At 52.8% G+C, this 19169-nt stretch carries 18 protein-coding genes and 1 other annotated feature; of the genes, 8 read left to right on the top strand and 10 right to left on the bottom strand.

The features are described 5' to 3' along the window. Nucleotides 1-35 precede the first annotated feature (35 nt). The 4 genes from BLP63_RS03690 to BLP63_RS03675 all read right to left on the bottom strand — a co-directional run bounded on the left by BLP63_RS03690 (nucleotide 36) and on the right by BLP63_RS03675 (nucleotide 4415). Complete coding sequence (locus tag BLP63_RS03690; protein ID WP_092589520.1) at nucleotides 36-812, bottom strand: ABC transporter permease; 777 nt, start codon at nucleotides 810-812, stop codon at nucleotides 36-38. Beyond that, the gene (locus BLP63_RS03685) at nucleotides 799-1527 is read right to left on the bottom strand and encodes an ABC transporter ATP-binding protein (RefSeq protein WP_242870771.1); all 729 of its coding nucleotides are present in this window, start codon (nucleotides 1525-1527) and stop codon (nucleotides 799-801) included. The genes BLP63_RS03690 and BLP63_RS03685 overlap by 14 nt, the downstream gene beginning before the upstream one ends. Continuing rightward, nucleotides 1524-2510, bottom strand: coding sequence for an ABC transporter substrate-binding protein (locus tag BLP63_RS03680; protein ID WP_092589519.1), 987 nt, complete (start codon nucleotides 2508-2510; stop codon nucleotides 1524-1526). Before BLP63_RS03680 ends, BLP63_RS03685 begins: the two co-directional genes overlap by 4 nt. A gap of 231 nt (nucleotides 2511-2741) precedes the next feature. Continuing rightward, nucleotides 2742-4415: a hypothetical protein gene (locus tag BLP63_RS03675; RefSeq protein WP_092589518.1), complete on the bottom strand. Its 1674-nt coding sequence runs from the start codon at nucleotides 4413-4415 to the stop codon at nucleotides 2742-2744. Between the two features lie 205 nt (nucleotides 4416-4620). On the opposite strand from BLP63_RS03675, the gene BLP63_RS03670 reads away from it, so the two are divergent. After that, nucleotides 4621-4917 (top strand): hypothetical protein, encoded by a 297-nt coding sequence (locus BLP63_RS03670; RefSeq protein WP_092589517.1) that lies wholly within the window; start codon nucleotides 4621-4623, stop codon nucleotides 4915-4917. Between the two features lie 31 nt (nucleotides 4918-4948). On the opposite strand, the gene BLP63_RS03665 is transcribed toward BLP63_RS03670, so the two are convergent. Then, nucleotides 4949-5470, bottom strand: coding sequence for a flavin reductase family protein (locus tag BLP63_RS03665; protein ID WP_092589516.1), 522 nt, complete (start codon nucleotides 5468-5470; stop codon nucleotides 4949-4951). Nucleotides 5471-5804: 334 nt separating this feature from the next. On the opposite strand from BLP63_RS03665, the gene BLP63_RS03660 reads away from it, so the two are divergent. Beyond that, the gene (locus BLP63_RS03660) at nucleotides 5805-6341 is read left to right on the top strand and encodes a 4Fe-4S binding protein (RefSeq protein WP_207646401.1); all 537 of its coding nucleotides are present in this window, start codon (nucleotides 5805-5807) and stop codon (nucleotides 6339-6341) included. After that, the gene (locus BLP63_RS03655; RefSeq protein WP_092589515.1) at nucleotides 6338-8086 is read left to right on the top strand and encodes an aldehyde ferredoxin oxidoreductase N-terminal domain-containing protein; all 1749 of its coding nucleotides are present in this window, start codon (nucleotides 6338-6340) and stop codon (nucleotides 8084-8086) included. Before BLP63_RS03660 ends, BLP63_RS03655 begins: the two co-directional genes overlap by 4 nt. A 165-nt stretch (nucleotides 8087-8251) precedes the next feature. Here BLP63_RS03655 and glnA read toward each other — a convergent pair whose 3' ends face one another. Continuing rightward, a complete protein-coding gene (gene glnA / locus BLP63_RS03650) occupies nucleotides 8252-9691 on the bottom strand; it encodes a type I glutamate--ammonia ligase (RefSeq protein ID WP_092589514.1) in 1440 nt (479 codons plus the stop codon). Nucleotides 9692-9922: 231 nt separating this feature from the next. Between glnA and BLP63_RS03645 the strand changes: the two genes are divergently transcribed. Then, nucleotides 9923-10897, top strand: a complete 975-nt coding sequence (locus tag BLP63_RS03645; RefSeq protein ID WP_092589513.1) for a D-2-hydroxyacid dehydrogenase — start codon at nucleotides 9923-9925, stop codon at nucleotides 10895-10897. A 143-nt stretch (nucleotides 10898-11040) separates the two neighbouring features. On the opposite strand, the gene BLP63_RS03640 is transcribed toward BLP63_RS03645, so the two are convergent. The 3 genes from BLP63_RS03640 to BLP63_RS03630 all read right to left on the bottom strand — a co-directional run bounded on the left by BLP63_RS03640 (nucleotide 11041) and on the right by BLP63_RS03630 (nucleotide 13581). After that, nucleotides 11041-11538: a hypothetical protein gene (locus BLP63_RS03640; RefSeq protein ID WP_092589512.1), complete on the bottom strand. Its 498-nt coding sequence runs from the start codon at nucleotides 11536-11538 to the stop codon at nucleotides 11041-11043. A 237-nt stretch (nucleotides 11539-11775) separates the two neighbouring features. After that, nucleotides 11776-12225, bottom strand: a complete 450-nt coding sequence (locus BLP63_RS03635; RefSeq protein WP_092589511.1) for an amino acid-binding protein — start codon at nucleotides 12223-12225, stop codon at nucleotides 11776-11778. Nucleotides 12226-12276: 51 nt separating this feature from the next. Continuing rightward, on the bottom strand, nucleotides 12277-13581 hold the full coding sequence (locus BLP63_RS03630; RefSeq protein WP_092589510.1) for a phenylacetate--CoA ligase family protein: 1305 nt from the start codon (nucleotides 13579-13581) through the stop codon (nucleotides 12277-12279). 108 nt (nucleotides 13582-13689) lie between these two features. Continuing rightward, nucleotides 13690-13956, bottom strand: a binding site (T-box leader). A gap of 338 nt (nucleotides 13957-14294) precedes the next feature. Here BLP63_RS03630 and BLP63_RS03625 point away from each other — a divergent pair. The 4 genes from BLP63_RS03625 to BLP63_RS03610 all read left to right on the top strand — a co-directional run bounded on the left by BLP63_RS03625 (nucleotide 14295) and on the right by BLP63_RS03610 (nucleotide 18407). Beyond that, nucleotides 14295-14726 (top strand): MarR family winged helix-turn-helix transcriptional regulator, encoded by a 432-nt coding sequence (locus tag BLP63_RS03625; RefSeq protein WP_092589509.1) that lies wholly within the window; start codon nucleotides 14295-14297, stop codon nucleotides 14724-14726. A gap of 124 nt (nucleotides 14727-14850) precedes the next feature. Then, nucleotides 14851-16131 (top strand): kynureninase, encoded by a 1281-nt coding sequence (gene kynU, locus BLP63_RS03620; RefSeq protein ID WP_092589508.1) that lies wholly within the window; start codon nucleotides 14851-14853, stop codon nucleotides 16129-16131. 263 nt (nucleotides 16132-16394) lie between these two features. Beyond that, on the top strand, nucleotides 16395-17192 hold the full coding sequence (gene speD, locus BLP63_RS03615; RefSeq protein WP_170829268.1) for an adenosylmethionine decarboxylase: 798 nt from the start codon (nucleotides 16395-16397) through the stop codon (nucleotides 17190-17192). A gap of 279 nt (nucleotides 17193-17471) precedes the next feature. Then, nucleotides 17472-18407, top strand: coding sequence for a magnesium transporter CorA family protein (locus BLP63_RS03610; RefSeq protein WP_092589506.1), 936 nt, complete (start codon nucleotides 17472-17474; stop codon nucleotides 18405-18407). Between the two features lie 259 nt (nucleotides 18408-18666). Here BLP63_RS03610 and BLP63_RS03605 read toward each other — a convergent pair whose 3' ends face one another. Beyond that, on the bottom strand, nucleotides 18667-19161 hold the full coding sequence (locus BLP63_RS03605) for a ferritin family protein (RefSeq protein WP_170829267.1): 495 nt from the start codon (nucleotides 19159-19161) through the stop codon (nucleotides 18667-18669). Nucleotides 19162-19169 lie beyond the last annotated feature (8 nt).

The following is a 19169-nucleotide window of genomic DNA, read 5'->3' as shown; positions in this document are numbered from 1 at the left end:
ATGCCCCTGCTGAGCCTCTTTTTCTTATCCCTAACCTACCCCTTCCCCAGCCGCGTCCACCCGCACCACCGGGCCTCCAGCAGGTCTATGGCCTTAAACAGTAAAAGCCCCATAAGGCTCAAGGCCAGGATGCCGCTGAACATCTCCACGTAATCCGCCATCAGCCAGCTGTTCATGATGAAATAGCCTATGCCGTAGGTGGTGGCATAGTTTTCGCCAAAAAAGAGGATTGAAATACTGATCCCCACACTGATCCGCAGGGCAGTCATGATCTTGGGCAGCGTCGCCGGCAAAATCAGGTGCCGGTAAAGCGCACCCCGGCCAAGGCCTAAGGACAGCACCGAAAAATAGAGCTCTTTTGGAATTTCCCGGACCCCATCCCTGGCCGCCACCAGGATCTGAAAAATAATGATTAAAATGATCAGCATAATCTTGGAGGTCTCACCCAGGCCAAACAGAATCATTAAGACCGGTAGGAATGCGATTTTAGGCAGGGGATAGAGCAGGTACACCACCGGGCTGAGCAGCCGGTCCACACGCTGGCTGGCCCCCATCCAGAGCCCAAGGGCACTTCCCAATACCAGCGAAATGCTGATCGCTATCACAATCCGCCCCAAGCTCACCAGTAAATGCCGGCTCAGGACAACGGGCAGTAAAACGAAAAAGCGGAGTATTGCCGTGTGCGGCGCGGGAATGGCCGCGGAGCCCACAAAAAAATGCATCCCATACCAGAAAACGAGGATGGCCAGCATGCCGTAGACCGTTTGAAGAAAGCCCCGCTGCAAGGTGTTCAGACTTTCAATTCGCTTCATACAAATGCCTCCGGATCCTCTGACGCAGCTCAAAGAAAGACGGGTGGTCCCTGAAATCCGCCTCTCCAAAATGCGGGTTTTCCAGGACGCTCGTGATGCGTCCCTGGGACATAATGAAAATCCGCTGGCCCAGGAACGCCGCTTCCTCAATATTGTGCGTGACGACTACCAGTGTAAACCCCCTGGCCTTATGCGCCTCTAACACAAGGTCCTGAATCCTTTCCTTGGTCAGAGCGTCAAGGGCCGAAGAGGCTTCGTCCATGAGGAGCAGGTCCGGCTCCAGTACCAAGGTTCTCCCTATGGCAACCCGCTGCTTCTGTCCGCCGCTGAGCTCCCCCGGGAGGCGGTGACCGAGGCTTTCGAGCCCGAGGGCCGCCAGCATGGCCCCCACCCGGTCGTTGACTTCAGCACCGGCACCGCCCCGGGCTTTCAAGGGAAACGCCAGGTTATCATAAACTGTCTTCCAGGGCAGCAGCCCGTAGTCCTGAAGGATGAGCCCCGTCCCTTGACGCAGACCGGATAGAGGTGCGCCCGCAATGGCGATTTCCCCCGACTGCGGCCGTACCAGGCCCGCCAGCGCGTAGAGCAGCGTCGTCTTGCCACAGCCGGAAGGACCGATCACCGCGCAGGTGGCGCCTGCCGGAACACTCATATTCAGCTGCTTCAGGGCTATATCCTGCTCGTACGCCACCTCAAGGTCCCGGATCCCGATCACTCCACAAACGCCCTTTCAATTAAGTCCTCGTAATTTAAATCAATTTTCTTGCCCAGCACCCGCTCGTTCCACGCCATTATGGTGCTGACATAGGCCTCATCCGGCACTCGTGCCAGGTGGTACTGCGGCATCAGGATCTTGTCCGTGATTTTCGGCTTCAGCTTCAGAGTCTCAACCAGCACGGCCCGGGCCTCGCTGTCATCTGCCTGAATCTCTGTCACCGCTTTGTTGTAGGCTTCGTGGAAGCGTTTCAGCGCGTCAGCCTTTTCATTGATGGCCGTTCCTGTGAAGACCATGACGTCCGGCGAGAAATCATCCGGATTCTCTATAAGAACCTTTGTCAGCCCGTTCAGCTCACCCATGGACGCCATGGGTTCAGGGATGACTGCCATGTCCAGGTCACCCTTGCCAATCATCTCCATGCGCGCCGGGATCTCGTTGATGTAGATTTTTTCAACGTCGTAGCGGTTTTCCAGCGTTCGGTCAGACAGGTAGTTGACCACGCTGACCTCCATCATGCCCACCTTGACCGGGCCACCTTCTTTCAGGTCGCCCTTGACCAGGAAGGGGAATGCGCCGTCGGTGCTGGTGGTGACTTTGATGTCAAAGCCGTTCTGGACGTTGTTCACTAAAGCGATCATGTCCGTCATGGCCCCGTCCAGCTCGCCGCTTTGCAGGGCGCTCTGCCGGTTCATGGCATTAGTGTAAACTTGCACGTCGACGCTGAGGCCCAGGTCTTCAAAATAGCCCTTCTTTGCCGCAAGGAAGATGGGCGCTGAGTCTACGGCAGGCATGACGCCAATTTTCAGCGAGGCCGGTTCAGCTTCGGTATTCTGACTCACTTCACTGCCTGTTTCTGCCGATTGTCCCTCAGACCCACCGTCTGCCAGAACCTCCGACCCGGGTTTCTGACAACCCGTCAGTGCCGCCGCGATCACAATGACCATAGTCAGTCTTAAGATGTAGTATAATGTGTTCTTCATGTGCTTCACTCCTATGATCTACTTGACGGATTTTCCCGCCAGACTCTATTGTAACCCGCAAGAAAGATTGTTTCAACATTAACAATATGACCGAAAATTTCCTTCAATATTTGGTTGGGCCGCATCTGGACAATTATTTTTCAACAAAACAAAGGAAGCTGATCCCCATGAGCCCAAGAGGCGAAATAGGATCAGCTTCCTTTTGCTGTTGAAAAATCACATTGCCCAATATCACTTTGTCGCCTTGCCAGACGATTTTTTGGAACGCTTCCCACTGACCGCTGAAAGCAAAGACTCCAAGCGCTTTAGAACCGCTTTGCGTTCTGTGCCATTCAGTCGCACTTTGCCGGCGATCATGGCGCTGTAATCCTGAAACGCTGCAGTGAGCCTGCTCTCGTTTATGGCGAAAAGGACATTTGGCACAGTGTCTTTCAGCACAAGGACACCGACGTTCTCCCTGATATAAACTGTACAGCTCGAGGAAAAGGTGTCCTCCAGCAAAATGACGTGATAATTGGGATAGGTTTTCAAGAGGTGAATGGTGCGAGCCAGGTGCGCAGCGAACTCAGCCAGGTTGTAGCAGGCTTCGCCAACGCCTATCATCCCCATGAACTTAAATCTGAAGACCTCTGGAATGTCAGAAGCTGCTGTATTGGTGGAAACTTTCCCGTTTTGTGTTTCAGGGGTGGCGGCAGTCAACGCATGCCCATTGCCCTGGGTCTTTGCCAGCGCGAGCAGTGTTTTACGATCAGGCAGCAGTAAAAGGTCTGTGTGTTCATGTGTCTTCAGGTTCTCTTCATGGCGTTTCTGGCGTTTGAGATGGTAAGACGTCAAGGCCTTGATGGTGTCCGCGTCGAGCTGGGCCCTTTCCATCATTGATTTTGCGGCTTCCGCTGGCAGTGTCGCCACAGGAAGACCCTCCCTGAGGGTGATTACGGCAGCGGGCTCTGAATCGAATTCTTCGACAAGGGACAGGACCCCACCGTTATTTTTAGGGGTCAGAATCTTCATGAGCGGACGGCACAGGCTGAGATAATCCTGAAATTCGTTTTCGTAGTGGCTTACCGTCTTTGGACTGCTGAAGGTATGTATTGCTGGAGCACCTTTGGAACGGCTGACGCTGCGGCTGATGAGCGCCATTTTTCCTTCGAGGATGAAAAGGGTGTGCTTGTAAATATCATCCCGGGTTCTTGGGTAATAATAAGGCTCAATGGCACCTGTCATATAAAGCGGCAGCCATTCCCGGATGGCGGACAGCATTTCATCCAGGCCCCGGTTGACAGTGTGGATGATTATGATTCGGTGTCCCTTTTGGATCACTTTCATCATCAGCATGGCCCACTGGTTTGTGAACTTTTTCTCTGCTATAAGCCAGTCCATGGGCTCGTCACTGTAGAGGAAAAGCGGCTCGGTTTTCTCGCTGGTCAGCGCCGTTGCCAGAAGCGTTACCACTGCGTCCCGCTTACCGCTGATCCCGTGGAAGGTGTTCGTTTCCCGGCTGCTCAAATTTCCCAGAAGGGATGCCAAATCAAAGACAGCACTGGAGCTTGGGAAGGTGAAATGCGAGACCTGGTCGAGGAGCTCTCCTATGTTTTCGCTGTCAAGGGCCTTTTGGTCGTTGAGCCAGCTCAGGATCATGGCAGCGGCGGGCTCGGGGTCAATAGGCATTTGGGACGGCGGGGTCTGGAGGGCGTGACAGATGCCGGACCTGAAGGCGTCCACGGCCATGAATTTTGAGAAATACTGGCTGATGGCCGGCAGGTAATTTTCATTTTTTGAAGGCGTGCGGTTTCCACGCCTGAGGCGGCTGACATAAGATGCGTCGAGGTTGATATGTCTTGCCAGCGCGCTGTTGCTGGTGCCGGACAGGTTCATCAGCAAGTCGAGTTTATCTGAAAATAACATGGACACCATCCTCCTGACAATGCGGCAGAAAAGATCACATTGCGTGTTGTGCTTAAAATTGTGGTCTGCGTGGTTAATGATACCCAAACCATCGGCAAAATTTCACCTTTGACACGATTTGTGACAAATAATTTGTCATTGACAGATGGAGGAAAGGGGGTAGAAAACGTTTTTTTTGTGTATCATTAAGTTAGAGGTGAGCGCTATGGCATGGAATGTAAAGCTGAAGGAAGGTTTTTTCAGGACGGTGGACTGCGAATTGACGCTCAAGGGGGACGTTTTGACTCTGATCCCTCGTCAGAAAAAGCGGCATCCAAGTTTAAAGCTGAAGTTTCAGGACATTGACAACGTCAGCCTGAACAGAAAAAATCAGCCCTATCCGGAGCTGGAGGTTAGGACCCTTGACAGGGTTCTGGTGGCTCAGCTTACAGATACGGCCAATGAAGAAATGCTGATTTTGGAATTTAACGCGGCTTTTCAGTCGCGGTTTGTGGTGCTGTGAGCAAGTGCTTGTACCTGCCTGTTGCAGGGTGTTACGCTCTGACCAGGACGTCTGTAATTTCCGCGACGTACATAGTGTGGAAGTCTTTTTCTGGATAGACTTTCTCGATCAGGGCGGTATCAATGAAGCTTTCTGGCTTGAGGTCCTGGGCGAAGAGCTTCCTGCAGCGCATGACCACTCGCGCTTCATCAAAATATGGGGTCCCGTCGATGTGCTTCAGCGTCAGACCGGACCCTTTAATTTTGTCCTCATCTTTGCCGGAGACGCTGCCCATGTAGTTGAGGGCTTTGCGGTGGCCTTCGTCGTAGAAGGTCAGGGTGAAGGTCTCCGCCTGGTCCACAAAGTTTTTGGTGTGGCGCTGCGGCCGGATGAAGACGTAGGCGACGTTTTTGTTCCACAGGACGCCCAGGCCGCCCCAGCTGGCTGTCATGCTGTTGCATTTACCGTCTGCTTCCGCGGTGACCAGCATCCAGTCCTTACCAATCATTTCGAACGCGTTTTGCTGGATGGACTCAGGTTTAACGGGTTTAAATTCGGATTTAAATGAAGTCATGGTTCGACACTCCTTTTTCGTTTTGAATTCCAAAGGCTTCAGGTATTTTGTTTGCCGCTTGGGTGCTCGAGGCCGCAAAGCGTTACAATGCCTATGCATAGTGTAGCATTTTTGAGTGGACGTTAACAAGCTTTGACGGTTTTGGAGGTGTGAGGTGGCTTAGGACTTGGGGCTTGGGGCGGGGGTTCAGGCGGGGACAGGGACGGACCGGATCTCCGGTCCGTCCCTGTCCCCGCCTGAACCCCCGCCTGAAGCGCTCCCAAAGTTTTCTGTTGTCCCAGGCCCTCCCTGGGGTAAAAACATCATGTGCAAAAAAAGAAAGGTGGGATCCAACTTGGCTAAACGCCTTCGTTACAACATGAACGCCTGTATTGGGTGTCAGACCTGCTCACTTGTGTGCTCAACGCTGCTCGGCCAGCATTCCCTGAGCGAGAGCGCTATTTATATCAAGACCAAGGGCGGACTTCAGAGCCCTTATGTCTGCGTGGTCTGCGCTGCCTGTACGGAAAATATCGCGTGCCTCGAAGCCTGCAGGACGGGTGCCCTCAGGGCCAGGCCCGGCGGCGGGGTGATCTTTGATAAGAACAAATGTATAAGCTGTAAACGCTGTGTCAGCGCCTGCGCCATTGGCGCTGTGCAATACAGCGAAAAGCTGGACCAGCCGGTGATCTGCCGGCACTGCGGCACCTGCACCAGGTACTGCCCGCACCACTGCCTCTGGATGGAAGAAGTGGACGAACCTGAGACTGACACGCCTGTATCAACTGAGCCTAAGACCACCGCGCCTGAAGCCACTGCGCCCCGGGAAAACAAACCCGAAGCTGATGGTCCTGAAACCAACACCAAAAAGGAAGGGGAGGGTCAAGCATGATCTACCAGGATTACATAAAAGTGCTCACCATTGACCTGACCGAAGAGACCTACGTGGTCAGCCAGCGCAAAGACCTCAAAGCCTACCTGGGCGGTGTGGGCATTGCCTCAAAGCTTCTGGAAGAACACCTCCAGGAGGACAAGGCCCCGCTGGACCCAGAGCAGTGCGTCGTCTTTGCTATAGGCGCCCTTTCGACCATTTTTCCTATAGTCACAAAAACCGTGGCCATGTTCTGGTCACCTCTGACAGGGGAGCTGGGAGAAAGCTACGCAGGCGGCCGCATGGCACTGACCATGTTCATGGCCCGCTATGATGCCATAATCATCAAAGGGAGGGCTAAGAAGCCCATCTACCTCTCCATCAGCAGCCACAGCGTGGAGTTCAAGGATGCCGCGGCCATGTGGGGCCTGGAGTCAGACGAAGTGGGCCGCATTATCCGTGAGCGGGAGCCGGGGGCTGGCAAGCGCAGCATCCTCAGAATAGGCCCTGCAGGAGAAAATCTGGTCCACTATGCCAGTGTCTGCGTGGATACCTACCGCCACTTTGGCCGGCTTGGCCTCGGTGCTGTCCTGGGCAGCAAGAACCTGAAGGCCATCTGCATTTACGGCAAAGGCGGCCAGGAGATTAAGGACCGCAAAGCCTACTTCAAGACCTTCACGGACATCCACCAGAAAGCCCTGAATACAGACCTCATGAAAAAATACCATGACCTGGGCACCCCAATAGGCGTCTCAGGCATGAACGAATTCAAGGGTATTCCGACCCTCAATCTCCAAACCACCTTCTCCGAGGATATTGAGCCCCTCACCGGTGAGGCCTTTGCCCAGCGCAACCTCATAAGAAAAACCGCCTGCGCCGGCTGTCCGGTGGGCTGTATCCACATAGGCCAGTTCCGCCGGGAATTCGGGCCGGGTTATGAATACGAAGCCGTCAGCGTCAGCTACGACTACGAGCTGATCTTCAGCCTTGGGACCTTCCTTGGCATCAAGACCAGCGACGAGGTGCTGGAAATGATAGAAGCGGTGGAAACCTACGGTCTGGATGCCATCTCCGCCGGAGTGGTCCTGGGCTGGGCAACGGAAGCCTTCCAGAAGGGCCTCGTGGACGAGAGCCAAACCTTGGTGCCCCTCACCTTTGGCAACCAGAAAAATTATCTCAAAGCCTTGAAGCATATCTCTGACCGGACGAACGACTTCTACAGAGCCCTGGGTGACGGCAGCGCCGCAGCTGCGAAGCTTTACGGCGGCGAGGACTTCGCCATGCAGCTGGCAGGCAATGAAATGGCCGGCTACCATACGGGCTACGGCTCCGTCCTGGGTGCCGCGGTGGGCGCCCGCCATTCCCATCTGTGCAACGGGGGCTACGGCTTTGACCAGGCGGAGGATTTCAGTCTGGACACTCTGGTGGACAAAGTCTTTGAGGAAGAGCTCCACCGCTGCCTGCTCAATTCCATGATTGCCTGCCTCTTTGGCCGCAGGCTTTACGACCGCGGGACTATAGTGAATGCACTTGCCTCCATAGGCGAAACCCACACGGAAGAATCGCTGAAGGCCGCCGCTGTTGAGATCTACAAGACCAAGCTGAGGCTCAAGTCACGCTTTGGCTTCGATCAGCTGAACCTCCAGCTTCCAAAGCGATTTTTCGAGACCCCGGGAGGTTCAACCAAGCTTGAACCGGAGGTCCTGGCGGGATTGATGCGGGATTATGCCGCAAAATGTGACGCGCTTTTCACCTCTAAGGACTAAGGCAAGGCTCTGCCGATGGTCCCTGTCCAACAACCCACCAAGCAAAAAGACCCTCGCGCCCGTCAAGTTGCAACGGGCGCAGGGTCTTCTTAATCCTTGTCTTAATTCCATGTCTATTGTTTTGAACGACTTAAATCAAAGCCTGATTTAACCTAAACTTAAACCCTAAAGCTCATAGTACAATCTGAATTCCTCCGGATGCGGCAACGCGCTGATCTGATAATGCTCCTTGGTCAGCCGCTCAATCTGATTGCGGATCAGAACCTCGGAAAAGACGCCGCCCTTCATGAGAAAGTCTTTGTCCGCCTCCAAGGCCTGGCAGGCTTCCAGGAGCGTGGCCGGGAGTCCCTTGACCTTGCCCCGTTCCTCCTCAGGGAGCTTATAGAGGTTGACATCAAAAGGACCAAAGCCCGCCGCCACTGGATCAATTTTGTTTTCAATCCCATCAATGGCAGCCATCAGCATAGCGGTAAAGGCCAGATAGGGATTTGACGTGGCGTCCGGGGAGCGGAGCTCAAAGCGCTTGTTATGGGGCTCAGTGGCATAGCCCGGAATCCGTATGACGGCGCTGCGGTTGGCGGTGCCGTAGCAGATGCTGACCGGTGCTTCGTAGCCTGGCACCAGGCGCTTATAGGAATTGGTGCTCGGATTGGTGAACGGCATCAGCGCTGCAGCGTGCTTCAGAATGCCGCCTATGGCGTAGAGGGCGGTATCGCTGAGCTGGCTGTAGCCGTCAGGGTCAAAGAAGAGGGGTCTGTCACCATCAAAGAAGTGCATATGAATGTGCATGCCGCTGCCCGCCTCGTTCCAGAAAGGCTTAGGCATGAAGGTGGTCGTCAGCCCAAACAGGTGGGCGTTGTTTTTGAGTAGGTATTTCAGCTTCATGGTGCGGTCCGCCATTTCCCTCAGCGTCGCAAACTCTACTTCAATTTCCACCTGACCCGGCCCGCCATTTTCAGAGTGGTGGTATTTCACAGGTACACCGTGGGTTTCGAGAAGTCTGACGGTGTTGCTGCGGAAGTTGTAGCTGGAATCCATGGGTAAATCTACGTGGTAGCCGCCATGGGGCGGGACCTTCGCTCCGAGGTTGCGGTAAGTCGTGTCACCGGTGTTCCAGTCCGCCTGGTCGGCGTCGATTCGAACCTCCATGTGGTGGGTATCAGTGCGGTAGGAAATGTGGTTGAGCACGTAGAATTCGAATTCCGGGCCAAAGAGGGCGCGGTCGCAGATGCCCTGGGCTTTCAGATAGGTCTCGGCTTTTTCCGCCAGGAAGCGCGGGTCGTCCTCAAAGCGGAGGCGCTGGCCGTCCTTTAAGCGGAAAATGTTGGCGAGGAACACCAGGGTTTTTTCATCCGTGAAGGGGTCCACAAAAGCGGTGCTCAGATCCGGAATGAAGACCATGTCAGATTTTTCAACGGTCAGAAAGCCGTAGCTGGAGCCGTCGAAGCCTATGCCTGAGGTGAGGACGCTGGGGCCAAAGCGCTCGCTGGGAATGGAGAGGTGGTGCCATCTGCCTTTCATGTCAATAACCTTGAAGTCGACAATCTGGATGTCCGCCTCTGAAATGTAGGCCAGGACGTCCTCTGCGGTTTGGAATGGTCTCATGATGCTGTTGCCCTCCTTAAAGCTTTCGAGTTTTTAGTAGGGTTGTCATGAATTAATAAAGCGCATTCCTATAGTTATACTAACCTTTATAATTCTATTCTAAACTTCGTTAGAAAAGAGTCAAGGTGCTTAGCTGTAAAACCGTGGAAATAATTTCGCGGATCGGAGCGTTGTTCTGAAAATAAAAAAGGGGGTGGCAGTCCCTGCGGCCACTCATTAGGAGGACTCAAAATGTCACAACATCCTTTAAACATTGTCATCCTGGACGGCTATACGCTAAACCCTGGCGATCTGAGCTGGGACGGCTTTGCCAGGCTTGGCAAGCTCATCGTCCATGACAGGACGGCGCCTGAGGAGATCCTCAGGCGGATCCGGGGCGCCCAGATCGTCATCACCAACAAGACGCCTCTGACCGCTGAGACACTAAGTGCCCCCGAAGCTGCGGACGTCCGCTATATTGGCGTCCTGGCCACGGGATACAATGTTGTGGATGTCAAGGCGGCAAGGCAGCGTGGCATTCCCGTCACCAATATCCCCACCTACAGCACAGACTCCGTGGCCCAGCTCGTTTTTGCCCACCTGCTGGAGATCTGCCACCACGTGGGCGCCCATGACGCCGCCGTGCGCAAGGGGGAATGGGTAAATTCGAAGGATTTCTGCTTCTGGCATTATCCTATGGTGGAGCTTGTGGGCAAGAAGCTGGGGATTATAGGCTTTGGCAGCATAGGCAGCCGCGTGGCGCAGATTGGCCACGCCTTTGGCATGGAGATACTGGTGCTCGACCGCAAGGGCAAGGGCCCGCGGGAGGGCCTGCCATACCGTTTTGTGCCACTGGAGGTGCTCTTTGCAGAGTCTGACGTCATCACCCTGCACTGCCCACAGACCCCGGAAACCGAGGGCCTTATTTGCGCTGAGAGCATAGCTCAGATGAAGGACGGCGTCATCATACTCAACATGTCCCGTGGGGGCCTCGTCAAAGAAGAGGACCTTGCCATTGGTCTCCGCGCCCGCAAAGTCGCCGCCGCCGGTGTAGACGTCTTATCTACCGAACCGCCAAAGCCGGACAACCCGCTGCTGGGCGCGCCAAACCTGTTTATCACGCCTCACATTGCCTGGGCACCATGGGAGGCCAGGGCCAGGCTGATGGAGATTGCCGTTGAGAATTTGGAAGGGTTTTTAAATGGCGAACCGGTAAATGTGGTGTAATTCGGAGGTGGGAAGTATTTGGTTGGGGACTGTCCCCAACCAAATATGTCCCCAACCAAATGTCCACCTCCAAAAAACAAAAAAACTCCAGGAAATTGGCGTCAGCCAAATTCCTGGAGTTTTCACGTTTACTGATCTTTTAACTATCCTTTAAAATCTTCTTTAACCAGCTTGCCATTTTCGTCCCAAGTCATGCGGGTAATTTTTGTAAGGAACTTGACGTCGTTTTCTTTAGCGCATTCGAGGATTTGGAAGACCTTGCTTTGATCAATGCCGGCCTTTTTGACGTCACCGAAAATTTTCATGATGGAGTATGGGTGATCTGGGTCCTTCAGGCAGATCATGCCAGTGTCAGGAATCATCATAGCGTCAGAGATCAGCTTTGCATAATCAATGTCTTTGAGGTCCGCGATAACATAATACTGTGTGTCGCCGCCGAGGTCGTCAAAGGATTTTACTTGCTTGATGCTGAAGTTAGCCTTCGCGACAGCGCTCATAGTTGCGAACAGCGGCAGGATGCCCCAGCCCTTGTGGCCGGAAACGATCATGGATTCCTTGCGGTTCATAGCCTCTTCGAGGTACTGCCCCTGTGCTTCATTCATGAAGCCTTGGTCAACGAGTTTTTTAAGCATGGCATTCATTGAACATTCTCCTTTTATAATTAAATTAGGCCGTCTGATGTCTTTCCCGCCAGAGCGGCGTTTGCATTGAAACCTATAAGTTGCCTCATTAATCATACCATTTTGCTGGAAAAACATAAAGGTCTTAAACCATAAAATTGTTTCGAAAAATTCAATTATTTTATAAATAATTTTCATGAGATGAAAAAACCGCTCACAAGGAGCGGCTTTTTTGAATGCGCACAAAAGTAAACGTGTTTACCAATAAACGTGGATGAGCTCGTCTATGTCCTCTTCAGTGCTGAATAGCCGGACATTTTTGGATTTCAACAAATCAATGGCTTCATCTGCCTTGTTGACCCTGAAGATCATGAGCGCTTTGCGCGGCTTGGTGCCCGCAAAGGCGTACATATATTCAATATTGATGCCGCCATCTTCTAAAATGTCGAGGATGGTGGTCAGACCGCCTGGGGTGTCCTCCATTTCTACTACGAGGACCTCCGTCATTTTCGCGGCAAAATTGTTCTTCCTGAGGATGGCCATGGCCTCCTCCGGCTTGTCCACTATGACCCGCAGGACGCCAAAATCTGAAGTGTCTGCCAGGGTAAGGGCGCGCATGTTGATGCCGGCTTCAGAAAGGACCTTGGTGGCTGCGTTGAGTCGTCCAGGTGAGTTATCCAAAAAGACGGACAATTGTTGGATCAGCATAGAGAAATCCCCCTTCTATCTACATAGAGTTTTCTTGACATTATTATCTCACTAAAGCTTCCGATTGTCGATAACCCGCTTCGCTTTACCTTCACTGCGAGGCAGAGTCTTAGGCTCCACAAGGCGCACCTTCACGGAGATGCCTAACAGGCTTTCGATTCTTGAGCGGATGTTGCTGGCCGTTTCCTCCAGTGCCCGAACTTCGTCGAAGAGGAAGGTCTCAGACACCTCCACATGGACCTCAAGCTGGTCGAGCTGACCTACGCGGTCTACGATCAGTTGGTAGTGCGGCTGGACGTCGCCCATTTGCAGCAGGACGTGCTCAATTTGGGAAGGGAAGACATTGACGCCGCGGATAATGAGCATGTCATCCGTTCTGCCCTGAATGCGGCCAATCCGTCTGAGGGTTCTGCCGCAGGCGCAAGGCTCAGGAATGATGTGGGAAATGTCACCGGTGCGGTAGCGGATGATGGGGAGCGCTTCCTTGGTGAGTGACGTGAACACCAGCTCTCCTTTTTCGCCATCAGGAAGTACTTCGCCTGTGACGGGGTCAATCACCTCGACAATAAAGTGGTCCTCCATGACGTGCAGCCCCTTTTGTTCGAGGCACTCCACTGCGACGCCAGGTCCAATAATCTCACTTAAGCCATAGATATCCAGCGCTTTGATTTTCAATCTGGATTCTATTTCGCGGCGCATATTTTCTGACCAAGGCTCGGCACCAAAGATGCCCACCTTTAGTTTCAGCTCTTCGGGCTTTATACCCATGTCTTCAAGGGACTCCGCAAGAAACAGCGCGTAAGAAGGTGTGCAGGTGAGGACTGTGCTGCCGTAGTCCTTCATGATCATGACCTGGCGGTCGGTGTTGCCGCCGCTGATTGGGATAATGGAAGCGCCTATTTTCTCACCGCCGTAGTGGAAGCCAAGGCCGCCGGTAAAGAGGCCGTAGCCATAGGCGTTTTGGATGACATCATGTCTGTTGGCGCCACCGCTGGTCAGGGATCTGGCCATGAGCTCCGACCAGGTGTTCAGATCCCGGCGGGTGTAGCCAACCACGGTAGGCTTGCCTGTCGTGCCGGAGGAGGAGTGAATGCGGACGACCTCAGAAAGGCTGACCGCGAACATATCATAGGGGTAGTTGTCCCGCAGGTCCGTCTTGTAGGTAAATGGCAGCTTGGCGAGGTCTGACAGGCTCTGGACGTCTTCCGGGTCTATGCCGTACTTCTGGAATACACGCCTGTAATGGGGGACGTTGTGATAGGCCCTGGAAAGCGAGTCCTGGAGGCGTTCGAGCTGCAGCAGATCTTTTTCTTCTTTAGACATACATTCTTTTGCTTCGTTCCAGTATTTTGACATGGGTTCAACCTCCTGTAATCCTTGGCCCGTGAGGGCGCGACGTTGTTAGCGGTGAAATGGCAATGAAATTATGTAAGCTTAGCACAAAAAAAATAAACCCTCATCCTGAAAAGGGACGAAAGGTTTGCTCCGCGGTACCACCCTGATAGGCCAAAGGCCCACTTTGTAAAGACGAGAAAGCGGCTATGGGTTCGGGCAGCTTCCGTATCTTTTTGTCCGGTAACGGGGACAGCCGTTCAGGCCTACAGCGCTGGGGTTCAGCCTGAATGCTCGGGAGAGAACTTCGCCGCGCGGGATCCTGGGAACACTTACAGTCTGGGGGTTCCCTCCCTGAAAGGCCTTGGCGCGATTACTTTTCTCCGTCGACGCAGTTACTTGGAAATAAACTCGTTGACGTGATTATAGGCTTGTCTTTTTCGTGTGTCAAGGTGAATGGAAGAAAAATAGAAATAATTTTAAAAATTTTATAAAAAATAAAAAAAATATAGAAGTCTATTGTGGGGTGGGGTGCAGTTCGAAGGTGCGTCAGGCAGGAATTTTACATGTGGATGTCGAATAGGCGTCGAGTAAGGCGATTTGCTTTGGGTACGAAGGATGTAGAGATAGGTGAAAATTGGAGGGATTGGGGATGGGGGACCATCGGCAAAAACAAGGTTTTTAGGGGTTTGCTTGTGGGCTTCTGAATCCTTTGCCTTAGAAAGTGAGTGGTTAGGATGGAACAGGGCTATGATCATTTGATGGGGTTCAATCTCATTGAAATCGCGAGGAAAATTCAGGTGGCGGTGAGCAAGCGGATGGAGCCGCTGGGGATCACCTTTGCGCAGTACAGGGTGGTATCGCGGCTCTGGCTTGAGGAAGAGATGACGCAAAAGGCGCTCGGAGACGTGCTGACGCTGACCGCGGCGACCCTGACGCCAATGCTGCAGCTGATGGAGCGAAAGGGCTGGATTGAGCGGACTACAGATGAGCGGGACACGCGGTCGAAGAAGATCCGGCTGACGGCAATAGGGACTGAGATTCGGAGACAGGCTTTTGAGGTGGTGCTGGCTTATGAGCAGGAAGAGCTGCGCGTGCTGCCAGAGGAGGAGGTGCAGCTGATGCTGAAGTGGCTGAGGCTGTACAACGCGCATTTAACAGGGGATTGATTCTGGAGGGTGGAATTTTCGAAAATACTTCGGACACGAAATTAAAATATAAAAAAAGATTGAAAAATAGATTAAATAATGTAATATATAGTTAGGGTACGAATTAAAATAAGGAGTGTGAACTATGAGCTTGTATGAAAAAGGTGTCAGCTACGCGGCGGAGCTCGACGGCAAGGATCCGCTCAGAATGGTGCGGAATGAATTTTTCATCAACGACGACGTCATTTACATGGACGGCAATTCACTGGGGCTGTTTCCAAAGGCGGCAGAGGCGTCGCTGCTCAGGGTGCTGGAAGACTACAAGCGCATGGGGATCGACTGCTGGACGAAGACGGAGCCACAGCTGTTTCTGTACCAGGATTACTTGGGGGCCATGATGGCGGGGCTCGTGGGGGCGGCGCCTGAGGAAGTGACGGTGATGTCGAACACAACGCTGAACCTGCATTCCATGATCGCGACGTTTTATGAGCCTACGGATCAGCGTTACAAGATCCTGGTGGATGATCTGACTTTTCCTACGAGCCGTTATGCCATTGAAAGCCAGCTGAGGCTCAAGGGGCTTTCGCCTGAGGCGGGTCTGAAGGAGGTCAAGAGCCTGGATGGGCGGACCCTGGACGAGGACTTTTTGATCGAGGCTATGACGGAGGATGTGGCCATGGCGGTGTTTCCTTCCGTGCTCTATAGAAGCGGTCAGCTGCTGGATGTGGCGCGGCTGACAAAGGCGGCCCATGAGCGTGGGATTATTATAGGATTTGACTGCTGCCACGGTGTGGGGGCGGTGCCTCATGAATTTTCGAAGTGGGACGTGGATTTTGCCGTCTGGTGTACGTATAAATATTTGAATGGGGGTCCGGGGGCGAATGCGGCGCTGTTTTTAAATAAGCGTCATTTTGGCCGGCACCCGGGGCTTGCGGGCTGGCAGGGGTATGTCAAGGATAAGCAGTTTGATCTTTTAAATACCTTTGAGCCGCTCAGGAATGCCGGGGGTTGGCAGTCAGGGACGCAGAACATTTTCAGTATGGCGCCTTTGGAGGGGTCTTTGGAGATTTTTAACAGACTGGGCATGGATCAGGTTCGTGAAAAATCCTTGAAGCTGACAGATTATCTGATGGCCTTGATTGATGATAAGCTTACCGGCTATGGCTTCAGTGTGGGAAATCCTCGTGAGCCTGAGCGCAGGGGCGGCCACGTGGCCCTGGAGCATGATGACGCAGTTCGGATCAATCAGGCCCTCAAGGACAATGGGGTCATGCCGGACTTCAGGGCGCCAAATGTGATCCGCCTGGCGCCAATTGCTCTCTACACCTCGTTCACAGAGGTTTTCAGGGTGGTTGAGACCCTTGTAAAGATTATGGAGGAAAAGCTGTTTGAGAATTACTCGTCAAAGCGGGGGACAGTGGCTTAGCGGTGGGACTGCAGTCAGGGAAAAATGCGGGGGAGAAGTGCATGGGAACAGCGTTTGAACCTTTTCCTCCTGCGGGGGAAGTTACGACAGACTTCTTTTTTTTAGTCGGCTCCTTTGCCTTAAGTCCAAATAGATCAAGGGGATACCTTCATACAGGATTCCCTTGATCTTTTTTTCGCAAGGTTTAACAAATAATTTGATCTTTGTTGCTTTTTATGATGTAATATTAGATTGTAAGAGGTTCACAGAAGGGGGTCGAATCGTTGGATGATAAACTCAAACTGTATGGGTTCAACAATCTGACAAAGACGTTAAGCTTTAACATCTTTGATATTTGTTACACCAGCAGCAGGGATGACCAAAAAAAATACATCGATTATATCGATGAACAATACAATGCCAAGCGTCTTACGAATATTTTGACGGAGGTCACCGAGATGATTGGGGCCTGCATTCTGAATATCGCGAAGCAGGACTATGATCCGGAGGGGGCAAGCGTCACCATTCTGATTTCGGAAACACCAATCAGAGCCAGCGAGATTGACGCCTCCTGCAACATGGGGCAGCTTGCTTACAGGGACGCCATAGTAGGGCATTTGGACAAGAGCCACATTACCGTGCACACCTACCCGGAGAGTCACCCTCAAGACGGCATTTCGACCTTCAGGGTGGACATTGATGTCTCGACCTGTGGTGAGATTTCCCCGCTGAAGGCCCTCAACCACTTGATTGAGTCCTTTGATTCGGACATCATCAACCTGGACTATAGAGTACGTGGCTTTACCAGGGACACGAACGGCCAGAAATTTTACATTGACCACAAGATTACGTCCATTCAGGATTACATTTCACCGGACGTGCTCGACCGTTACAACGCCATTGATACTAATGTTTACCAGGAGAACATTTTCCATACGAAAATGCTGCTCAGAAAGTTTGACCTGGATAACTATCTGTTTTCGACGGAGAAGGTGGACCTCAGCGCAGAGGAGCGAAGAAATATTACGAAGCGCCTGCGCTATGAAATGGAAGAGATTTATTACAGGAAGAACTACCTGTAGAAATTATTAAACTGGGGGGAAGAGGGTGCGTGTCATCAGCTTCCTCCCACTTTTCCTGCTGTTTTAAGGGCTTCGCTGTATTGTGCTGAATAGCTGAAAAGGAGTGTGAAGCGTCATGGACGCTGGACCGAGTAGAATGCTGAAAATTAAAAATGAAGAGGCAGTTTTGCAAGGGGACAAGTCCAGGAGGACGTAGACGCTGATCCGGTTCATCCGTTTTCGCTGCGCGTTTGGCCTGCATCTTGACCTCTTGCGGGCTGCCAATAAGGAGCGAATGCGATGAAACAGATTTTCAAGACCATCGGCGAAAAGCTGGAAAGCGTGGAACAAAACGGGGACGGCTGCTGGATCCACATGACGGCGCCCACGGAGGCGGAGCTGCAGGGGATTTTGCGGGATTTTCCGGACATGGACCCAACGCATCTGCGGGCAGCGCTGGACGAAGAGGAGCGGGCGCGGATCGAGATTGAGCCGGGCTCGACGCTGATTCTGGTGGACGTGCCCATGATTGAGCCGTCGGAGAACAACAAATATTACAATACACTGCCGCTGGGCATTATCCTGGCGGGGGACTCCATTATTACAGTCTGCACCCAGGATGTGCCTCTGATCCGGGACTTTGCAGGGGGGAGCATCCGCAGCTTTTATACCTTTAAAAAGACGCGGTTTATCCTGCAGATCCTGTATAAAAATGCGTCTTATTACCTGATGTTCCTGAAGCAGATTGACCGCCGCAGCAGCCAGATTGAGCGGGAGCTGCACAAATCCCTGAAGAACAAGGAGCTGATCCAGCTGCTGGAGCTGGAGAAGAGCCTGGTGTACTTCTCGACGTCCCTGAGGGCCAACGAGGTGGTGCTGGAGCGGATGCTGCGGCTGGAAGCCATCAAGAAGTACCCGGAGGATGAGGACCTGCTGGAGGATGTCATCATTGAGAACAAGCAGGCTATTGAGATGGCCACCATTTACAGCAATATTCTCAGCGGGACCATGGACGCGTTTGCGTCGGTGATTTCGAACAATCTCAATATTGTCATGAAACTGCTGACCTCGATCACCATAGTTATGGCGATACCGACCATTGTCGCCAGCTTCTTTGGCATGAACGTGCCGGTGCCTCTCGCGGGGCATACGTGGGCGTTTGTGATGATTATTCTCATCACCATAGGCCTGGCGGTGCTGTCGACTTTTGTGATGTGGAAGAAGAAGCTGTTTTAGAGCTTTGTGACATTGCGTTTGGAATTGAATTAAGTGAAAATATACACAAGAAAGCCGCTGCGGCTTCGCGTCCTGAGGGACGTGAGGGGACAGCGGCTTTTGCTTTTTTGGGATTTTAAGGGGCTGAAGCAAGTTTCTTCATGAGCGGGCATAAAGGGTAAGGTCAAAGTCAAGGCCAAGGTCAAAGTCAAGGCCAAGGCCAAGGTTATGCCGATGGTCAATTTCCCCACAGTCTGCTGCCTTCGCACCCGCACCGGCGTTAGAGCATCAGCACGTCTGCCGCAAAATCCATCTTGGCCTGCAGCACGGATTTAAGGTGCTTGCGCTCCTCTGCCAGCACAACTTTGATTTCATCCGGCGCCACATCCGGATAGAGGCGCATGAGCTCGCTCACAAAGATCAGGCCATCGCGCTCGATCTTCTCCGCAATGGTCAGGGCGTCGTCCTTGGCGTATTTACCTCTGACTTTGGCGACGGTGTCCTCAGCGTCATCAAACATATTGTCCTGGATCAAGGCGTTCATGTACTCGGCATCTTCGTCGTCGAGGTCGAGTTCGCCATCATTTGGAAGCTTGTCGAGGAGGGCGGCATAGATCTTTTCATGCCGGAGCTCTTCTTTCGCCATGCGCTCAAAGAGCTTGCGGCCTTTGCCTTCCTTCATTTCGCCGGCAAGAGTCGTGTAAAACTCCGCGACTTTGGCTTCGTTGAGGACGAGGGTTTTAAAGAGACGTTTGCCATCAAATTTGACTGCCACATGAACCA

The sequence above is a fragment of the Acidaminobacter hydrogenoformans DSM 2784 genome, assembly GCF_900103005.1.
In the GTDB taxonomy this organism is placed as follows: domain Bacteria; phylum Bacillota; class Clostridia; order Peptostreptococcales; family Acidaminobacteraceae; genus Acidaminobacter; species Acidaminobacter hydrogenoformans.
The sequence above is the reverse complement of the archived record's forward strand: the minus strand, read 5'-3'. Positions and strand labels throughout refer to the sequence as shown.